Annotated in this window: 9 protein-coding genes; 3 read left to right on the forward strand and 6 right to left on the reverse strand. The window is 39.2% G+C overall.

Going from position 1 to position 8,126, the window contains the following annotated elements:
* The 3 genes from L1286_RS24265 to L1286_RS23720 form a co-directional block, all read right to left on the reverse strand.
* Positions 1-543 (reverse strand): DUF6531 domain-containing protein (locus L1286_RS24265; RefSeq protein ID WP_235409495.1); only part of this gene is annotated, 543 nt, incomplete at its 3' end.
* Positions 544-1,078: 535 nt separating this feature from the next.
* Positions 1,079-1,957: a CPBP family intramembrane glutamic endopeptidase gene (locus tag L1286_RS23715; protein ID WP_235409496.1), complete on the reverse strand. Its 879-nt coding sequence runs from the start codon at positions 1,955-1,957 to the stop codon at positions 1,079-1,081.
* A gap of 131 nt (positions 1,958-2,088) precedes the next feature.
* Entirely contained in the window at positions 2,089-2,964 is an 876-nt protein-coding gene (locus tag L1286_RS23720) for a LysR family transcriptional regulator (protein ID WP_235409497.1), read from the reverse strand.
* A 177-nt stretch (positions 2,965-3,141) separates the two neighbouring features.
* Between L1286_RS23720 and L1286_RS23725 the strand changes: the two genes are divergently transcribed.
* Positions 3,142-3,690 carry a hypothetical protein gene (locus L1286_RS23725; protein ID WP_235409498.1) on the forward strand — a complete coding sequence of 183 codons (549 nt, stop codon included), beginning with the start codon at positions 3,142-3,144 and terminating at the stop codon, positions 3,688-3,690.
* Positions 3,691-3,699: 9 nt separating this feature from the next.
* Positions 3,700-4,329 (forward strand): LysE family translocator, encoded by a 630-nt coding sequence (locus L1286_RS23730; RefSeq protein ID WP_235409499.1) that lies wholly within the window; start codon positions 3,700-3,702, stop codon positions 4,327-4,329.
* Positions 4,330-4,564: 235 nt separating this feature from the next.
* Here L1286_RS23730 and L1286_RS23735 read toward each other — a convergent pair whose 3' ends face one another.
* Complete coding sequence (locus tag L1286_RS23735; RefSeq protein ID WP_235409500.1) at positions 4,565-5,875, reverse strand: cysteine hydrolase family protein; 1,311 nt, start codon at positions 5,873-5,875, stop codon at positions 4,565-4,567.
* 832 nt (positions 5,876-6,707) lie between these two features.
* Between L1286_RS23735 and L1286_RS23740 the strand changes: the two genes are divergently transcribed.
* Entirely contained in the window at positions 6,708-6,866 is a 159-nt protein-coding gene (locus L1286_RS23740; RefSeq protein WP_235409501.1) for a hypothetical protein, read from the forward strand.
* Positions 6,867-7,118: 252 nt separating this feature from the next.
* On the opposite strand, the gene L1286_RS23745 is transcribed toward L1286_RS23740, so the two are convergent.
* Together L1286_RS23745 and L1286_RS23750 are read right to left on the reverse strand one after the other, a co-directional pair.
* A complete protein-coding gene (locus L1286_RS23745; RefSeq protein ID WP_235409502.1) occupies positions 7,119-7,319 on the reverse strand; it encodes a hypothetical protein in 201 nt (66 codons plus the stop codon).
* Between the two features lie 216 nt (positions 7,320-7,535).
* Positions 7,536-8,042 (reverse strand): hypothetical protein, encoded by a 507-nt coding sequence (locus tag L1286_RS23750; protein ID WP_235409503.1) that lies wholly within the window; start codon positions 8,040-8,042, stop codon positions 7,536-7,538.
* Between the last annotated feature and the right edge of the window lie 84 nt (positions 8,043-8,126).

The following is an 8,126-nucleotide window of genomic DNA, read 5'->3' on the forward strand; positions in this document are numbered from 1 at the left end:
ATCCGCTGCGGTTTTAACCGAGGCGAGTAACCCTGCTGCGTTGTACGTGAGTGTGGTGGTTTCGGTGCCTGTTTCTGTTTTGGTGGTAATGGACGTGACCTTACCCCCCGTATAAGACAAGGTGATGCCCTGGTCGTATTGATTGGTGATCGCTGAGAGTGTTTTATCAGCATTAAAGTGGTGCTTTACCCCTTTGTTACCATCGGTTTGAAGTACCGCGGTGCCATCGGCATTGACCGTCAACACATCATGAGCATCGCTGCCCTGCATACTTACATACTTCTTTGCATTTACATTGTAGGTAAATGTTTGTACAAACCCATCCGCACGCACTAACTCAATATTACTACCAGCGGTATGCAACGACCCAGCACTCACTTGCCAGCTACTGACAAAGCCCAAACGCCATTGGTCGTTATTGTCACCATCAAAGCCACCTTGGCTGTTATAAGTTCTGACCATACCCAAGCCTTGTCCGAGGCCTGCTATGCTTTCATCCTGTCCCTGAATAACTAAATTACCCGTTGCGGCATTCACAAACACCGATTCGTAACCTCTTCCACACTTTTACGAAAAAGTTTAATTTTATTTATAAAAAAAATATAAATAATTAGAAATTGACCATAAAACAATGAGTTTCCGCTTAATGCCTCTCGTATCATTTCACATTACAAAACAATCATGGAGTAACTCAGCACAAAGAATAACCTTACATTTACCAGTCACCCTGTAAGTATCCCGTAAAACGCGCATATTTTGTTATTTGACAATAAAAGTGGGCAGGCTGACCATGAATGAGAAATAAAACGCGATACATCATATTTTGCTCAGTCATGAACTTTACTCATGGCGCTGAAGGCAAGATAAGGTGAATTAAGACTCAACAGGCTTTTAGCATACTGGAAGAGAAAATCATCCTGATTGGTAGCTTTATTATGACAATTAAACACATTTGTCAGGCGAAGCTCACCGCCTGACAAAATCAGCATAAATACAGTTGGGGATCTGATTCTTTAGACATTCTTCTCGCTGTGTGCAATGCCACGTCTTTCGCCTTCACCTCACATGGTGTGCATCACTAGGCTAAAAATGGGTAAGTGAAAAAACTAAAGTGCATAAGATTAAATAAAAAATGTATGTATATTGGTACCAAAATATTATTCGTTTTTTGATAACCATATGCGCAACCTATCCCTAACAGCGAGGCAATCACGGTATAGGCCGCACCGCCTGGGAAGTGAGCAATACCAAATAAAAGGCCAGAAAACACAATGCTGAACCACTGGCCAAAATGAGGGTGTACTATGACATGCTGAAGTTGTGTTTGAATAAACCCGCGAAAAAAGGCTTCTTCTGCGTAGCAAGTAATAAATAAGTTGGTGACCACCCAGCCGAATAAAATTGGGCTCAGTTTAGGGTCCCATTCAACCAATCCAAATAACACCCCGCCAGCTAAACCCACAAGGATAACAAAGGTTGAAACCACGAATACCTTGGCTGCGGTTTTATTATTTGGCATGTGAGAGCGCGGGACTAACAGTGCTATGAGTGCAATGCCAACCATCAATTTGTCAAAGTTCAAATGTTTTGAAAACGGCACCGCGTTTTCACTCACTAAGTAAGACTCAATCACTAGAGGATTGTTAAACCCGGGAAAAGCATGCACAAAGAAAAGAATTGATAATACAAATACCCCACTACCTAACATCACACGTAAGGCACGATGTTTAAGATTAGTAAAACCATAACTCATTAAAAACAAACTGATAATACCAGCCAAGCCCGATATGCTGATCACATTAAAAGTGTATGCAAATAAAACAGATAGCAGCGTTAAAAACAGAGCACTACGCTGCCACGAAAACGTGAGCGCGCAAATAGCGAGCAATGCAGGAAGAAAAGAAATAACGGTAGTTGTAGTCAGCGTTAAGCCAAATAATTCAAAAGGTGAATTCATCTTGTTTACTACTTTAAATTGGAGTTGTACGTACTTGCGGTAAAATTGCCTTAGTTTACAGCATTGTACGTTGAGACACTTGGCTCATTCTATAAAAATTTGTGATTGCCTGATATGGATCCACTTAATGATCACGCAATACTGAGATCTGTTAGCAATTGACTTAACCAAGTAGGTGCGGATTTATGACTGAGCAAATAAACATGTTCGGTATATTTTAGGTTTTCAGGGCAATTATTTAGTTCGACCAGTTGCCATTCTCTAATTATATAATCTGGTAAATATGCCAACGCTAACCCACTTTTGACGAGTTGACCCAGTACAGCATAATCATTGACCACCCATTTTATATTTCGACCTACTTTTGGCAAAAGCCAACCATCGCACCCTACACCTCTTTGTTCTCCACAAAATGGCGAAGTATCAGGTGCAGCAAAAGGGTATTTGACCAAATGCGTTAAGTTGGTGCTTTGACGTTTACACAAAGGGTGACTCTGCCCCATTGCAATCTGCATGGTCAGGTTTCCCAGCTTTGTTAAATGGATGTCATTTGGTAACTCTTTTATGACGTCACCAGTGACAAGGGCTAAGTCCACTTCACCTGCAAGTAATTTATGCAATGCATTTGATTCATATTGTGTGTCGAACACCAATGTTACATGTTTGTTTGTATTGGTTTGACGTGCTAATACACTCGCCCATTTGAACTGTAAAATACTAGAAGCTGCAATCACACAGTTAATTGCTTTACTTCCCTGTTTTAACATGGCTTTGGTATCTTCAGCCAAATTTGTCAAAGCGACAGCCTTAGGTTGCAACATCACGCCATGATCGTTTAAACGTAACGACTTTCCTATTCGGTCAAACAGCTCAACCTGCAAAGAGTTTTCTAACCGTTTTAATGATTTTGATAATGCACTGGGAGAGGTATCAAGGAGCTGCGCTGCTTTTTGCAAACTTTGTTGCTGCGCAATCACTAGAAATTTGTGTAGGTCCGCTATTTCCATTTTGGAATTTAATATCTCAATTTAGAAACGATCTTGCAATTAAAATAGCATACTCTCGTCTGTATTCTACACTTTTTAATTTAATCACTTCCTATGAAAAATACGCTCATTCTTTTATTACTTGTTTGCTTTTGCGATGCAGCTCGTGCACATGACCACTCCATAGGCTTGCATGGCATGGCTTTATTCACCATAAACGATCGTATATATGCCTCACACCTACCGATGCCACATGGAATGCATGCCGTACAGTTTATTTTTGAAACACAGTTACCAAGTCAATATAAAGCACAGTTAATGCCTTTATTGAACGACCGAACGCTTGTAACCGTGCGCCCAGAAACACTGTCTTTAAACAAGCTGAGGGCTGGTCAACTCACACAATTTAAAGGAGATGTTTTTATCGGCCACTTTGAACGTTCTGGCAAAAATAAGTACCCTGCTATCACGCTTACTGTACAAAATATTATATTAAATGAACCGGTAAACGCGTCGCAGAAAAACGGACAGTTTTACGCCTTAAGACTCGATAATAACACATGTTTACTTGTACATAAGATTGGGAAGTCCCCCAGCTTTGATCGCATTGAGACAGCGCCTTGTAATAATCGACAACAATACAAAACACAAAAAAGCAATGCTCTAAGCGAGCCAGTTGAAACATTTCCATTGACTGATTTTGTACATACTGAAACTCTATACCTAGAAACTAAAGATTTTAAATAAGGACACGTTATGCCTTCGCTAGAAGTACTCGCCGCCTTTTCTGTTGTTTGCTTTTTACTCAGCATTACGCCTGGCCCCTCAATTTTGTACATTATGGCACGCAGTATGAGTCAAGGACCAAGCGCAGGTGTCTCGGCAGCAAGTGGAATGGCAGTTGGCTCGTTTGTATATGTCATTGCTACAGTATTGGGGCTAGCGGCAATTTTTAGCTATTCTCCAATTGCGTACACAGGATTAAAAGTTGTGGGCGCTGTGTACTTAGTCTATCTCGGATGGCAGTATTTTAAACCAGCAGATCAACCGATGGATAACCCATCGCTGTTCAAGGCAAACAACTTTGCCATCATGAAACAAAGCTTGGTGGTTGAGCTGACAAACCCAAAAACCGCTCTATTCTTTTTAGCTTTTCTCCCCCAGTTTGTTAATAACGAAAATGCACATGTATCTACACAATTACTGGTGCTTGGTGCGATATATACCTTAATCACCCTATGCTGTGATATTTCGATTGCGCTGCTCTCCGGTAAGTTAGGTAATTTACTTAACCAAAAGCGTAATCAAAGTAATTGGCAAGACAAATTAGCTGGCAGCGTCATGTTTATATTAGCCGGCGTGATTGGTTATGAGACCCTTAAATAAACACATTCACAATTATGCTTTTAAGGCATAGCAAGCAAAGTGGTATGAAATGAATAAATTAAGACATACAATTAGGTTTAGAGCATCAACCGCTGAACTATCATCTGATCTAGCTCTAAGGACGCACGGCGGCCGTCGATGTCGTCTACCAAGCTGAGCCACATTAACTTAGCTCAGCTTGATAATTGAAGGCACCCAATGCGACACTTGCTCATCAGCAATGAGTGTTAACGAATTAGCGCAAACGCGGGTACACTTCAGGAATTACCACTTCATCTAACGCTATCATTTGGTAGTAAGCCGCTATTTCTTCATCAGTAAAGTCTCCTAGCTGAATTTCAACGTACATTTCATAGCCATGAGACTTTTGCGTACTCGGCACAGCGCCAAGTTGATAAATGTAATCCAGGTAATGAATTGGGTCCACATCAGACCCTAATAATGCGTCTTCGAGAATAATTGGGGTAATACCCGCTTCAATTAATTTATAGACTGCGTCATACAAGCCTAACTGAGAAACCACACCCGAAATAACGGCTTGCGTCTTACCCGCTGCTTTAATGTCAGCAATTACAGGGTCTATATTTTTATAGCTAACGACATCCGTGTTTTTACGATATTGAGAGGTGTATTCTTTACCTTTTTTATTTACATGAAAACTCGGCATATAGCTAAACAAAAACTGCTGTTCTAAACCTAAAAACGTGAACCTAGGCGCTGTCGCGGGTTTATTGTCATGTTCGGCCTTTGCTAAGCTTGCATCATCCATATTAAAATTAATCATCGCCATCTTATGGCGATCGCCTTGGTACAAATCATCACGTTTACCAACTGCGTAGCGTGGGCTATAAACTAATTTGTCTTTGGATTCCATCGATTCAATGATTTCACTGGCCTTAGCTAATTTGACGCCAGCTTGTTGTAAACGCTTAAAAGTGGGTCGCTCATATATTTCGGTAGAAAAAGTCGCATCGCTCGCTAAATAGACATCAAAACCCATTTTCTTTAGCCCCAACACCGTTTGCATAACACATACATCGGTTTCTGCTCCCGCAACGACCACCCGAGTGATCCCTGCATCGGACCAAGCATTCATTGCGGCATGTATGTCAGTTTCCAACGTTGAGTTAAACGTTTGTTTAAAAAAACGTTGTGTATTTTCATCCAGTGCTTGAGCAATACGCGTTATATATGGCGTATAATCTAGGCCCTGTTCGGTGTTGAAAGCCTCATACGTAATGGTTGTTGACATATTCAAATCATTGGCTTTTTGCGCCAATTGCGCAATCCGATCGATACTGGAATGTAATTGCGGATCTACATTTTGCGGCGGTATTTGATATTGAGGGTAAAAAACCTTAACCCAAAAGTCATCACTGTCCATCACATATCCTTGCTGCGCATCAATAATGAGCAATGCTGTATTTTGCGCACTCAAATGAACCTGTTCACTCTTTTTTGTTTCTGATGCAAATTGCAGCCTGTCATCAATATTACAAGCTGACAGTCCAAACGCCAACGAGAGCACTAATAGAGTTTTTTTCATAAATCACCTGTTAAATTATCCTTGTGTCAAAGTAAATAAGAGACTATTTTTTGTGCAAAAATCGATGGTTAAACGTTTTGTTAACAAAGTCAAGCGAGTATAAATCACGTACTTTTTTTACATTTGTGCTTGTCGAAGGCCAGATGAAATTCAAAGATCAAAAGACATTAACGTGCACTCTATTTGGCTCGATCTTGTTTTTTATTCATTTGAGTCTGTTACAGTTCATGATGAACCTGTGAGCTTGCAACTCTGCTTTTGGAAGTAACCAATATGGTTATTTTAGTGCTGATAAAACGACCTAATCAGTCTGATTTTTGCTTGTAGCTACATTACGTTAAATTGCCCTTTGGATAATAAAAGTGGGCAGTGCCCTTAAAATATAAAGGGTAAAGTGCACTTGTAATTAAGCTAATAAACATGACATCAAATTATGACGCTAAGTTGAACTGGCAAACTCAGTATGACTATGTTCCACATTTTCGATGTAATTTAAGTACATTTAGAAATAAGCTATAGCTTTAATATAACCTAGATATATAAAGAGTTGTAAAAAGAGCGGCTCAAAACATAAAGTTTTTAAATTTTGTTGAAAAGCACTCTAAAAATTTAGACACCTAGACAGCCACTGTAAATAAATAAGCTTTTAAAACAGGTAATTATAATTAGTTATATTACCCACTTTTCACCCCACCTCGAATAAATTAATTTTTATTATCTTGATACTTGCAATATATTACTCATGAGTGCTATTAATGTTAACTAGCTTTTGCAGAGCAACTCTGCCCAAGTCACTTAAAGTTAAAAATTAGTTAATATAAGGAAATGAGCAATGAAACTTGCAATTAAAAAACAAAAACTTAAAAAGTTAACCAATGAGAAAACGCTAGACAACAATGCAACACCTAACATCGTAGGTGCAGGTAGCACGTATAGATGTCGCCCAGGCGTATCTCAAACTGCCAACGGACTCTGGGCTTGTATGTGCTAACAGCCTCTTTAAAAGATTAAGAGGTGAACTAGCACCTCTTTATTTCGGGATGTTTAAATTAAAAAGATCATTAAAAGGCCTGAAGCACAACGAACTTGACGACAGAAGCACTTTTTCTTCGTATAAACGCCCACCTTTGGCCTCTGGAGATACAAGAGTAATGCTTGGAATTCACCAATGTTGAGAACTACACGCCGATCAATTTTGCCAAAATTAAATTGGTTGTCAGCTTAAACTCTATTCTAACGTTAACTATTTTGAGCCAAGGTGATACAGCTCTATACAATCCTTAGCTAAGCCACCGTCATCAGGCAACGGTCCTACCCAGCCACCGGGCATACCACCTAAGCGGTAACAATCCAAGATTCTTTGCGAAATTGGAGAGTTCTCAAGCCCGCCAAAAATTGCGGCACCCATCATCATAATAAAGTTTGCATGGATGAAATACGGCACGCAGTTTTCCATTAGCCACTGAACGTAATGTATTGGTATATTGGCATGTTCAGCAATTTTCAAATAGGTCGCACTACTCGCTAGGTTGGCAATTACTTTATCAACATAATATCCAAATTCTCCAGAAAACCACTTTAACTGGATGCTTAAACAGTAGTTAAAGAACCTAGTTTAAACAATAAATTTGTGCCGGTTCCATCTTAAGTTTTTATCTAATTAAGAATCCAAACTTGCTACTTCTGAAATTAATAACGTAAGAGCTAAAACTTGATCAATGATAGTTTCATCATACCTTATTCCACTCCAAGGTTTATAAGGAAGAAGCTTAAATTTCAATAGACATTTTAAGGCCCACGACAGTCTATTTTCAGAACCAATATATCCAACTAGCCTTTCATCAACAAAAAAATTAGAACCACTAAAACTTACCCTCAAAGTGCCATCCAATAGATTGATATATTCTCTTCCAAAAGCTACTTTATTCAATACTGGTTCCAAACCTTTGAACCATAAAATCCGTCCACAAAATGTTAAAATAGAAACAATATCTTTTCCGTTAAAAATATAGTACTTGTTGTCGTAAAAACACTTAAACACCCTATAGCCAATAGCAATATCAGGAATCAAAAATTCCCAAACTTTTCCTCTTAGAGGTTTAAAATCAGGCAGTCGCCCAGCGTCCAATTTTATATGTTTATTCCAATTAAAATTAATAGTACGCAACTTAATACCTCACATCGTATCCAAGGGATAAGTTAATCCCGAATAGTTACCTTATCCTGACTTTAGTATTTTCAGAAATTCTGG

Origin of the sequence: Pseudoalteromonas sp. SMS1, assembly GCF_021530565.1 — a bacterium.
GTDB lineage: Bacteria > Pseudomonadota > Gammaproteobacteria > Enterobacterales > Alteromonadaceae > Pseudoalteromonas.

Bases quoted from the DNA above. Each gene is read 5' to 3' on its own strand.
- L1286_RS23715 (WP_235409496.1), bottom strand. From the start codon at position 1,957: ATGAATTCACCTTTTGAATTATTTGGCTTAACGCTGACTACAACTACC.
- L1286_RS23720 (WP_235409497.1), bottom strand. From the start codon at position 2,964: ATGGAAATAGCGGACCTACACAAATTTCTAGTGATTGCGCAGCAACAA.
- L1286_RS23725 (WP_235409498.1), top strand. From the start codon at position 3,142: ATGGCTTTATTCACCATAAACGATCGTATATATGCCTCACACCTACCG.
- L1286_RS23730 (WP_235409499.1), top strand. From the start codon at position 3,700: ATGCCTTCGCTAGAAGTACTCGCCGCCTTTTCTGTTGTTTGCTTTTTA.
- L1286_RS23735 (WP_235409500.1), bottom strand. From the start codon at position 5,875: ATGAAAAAAACTCTATTAGTGCTCTCGTTGGCGTTTGGACTGTCAGCT.
- L1286_RS23740 (WP_235409501.1), top strand. From the start codon at position 6,708: ATGAAACTTGCAATTAAAAAACAAAAACTTAAAAAGTTAACCAATGAG.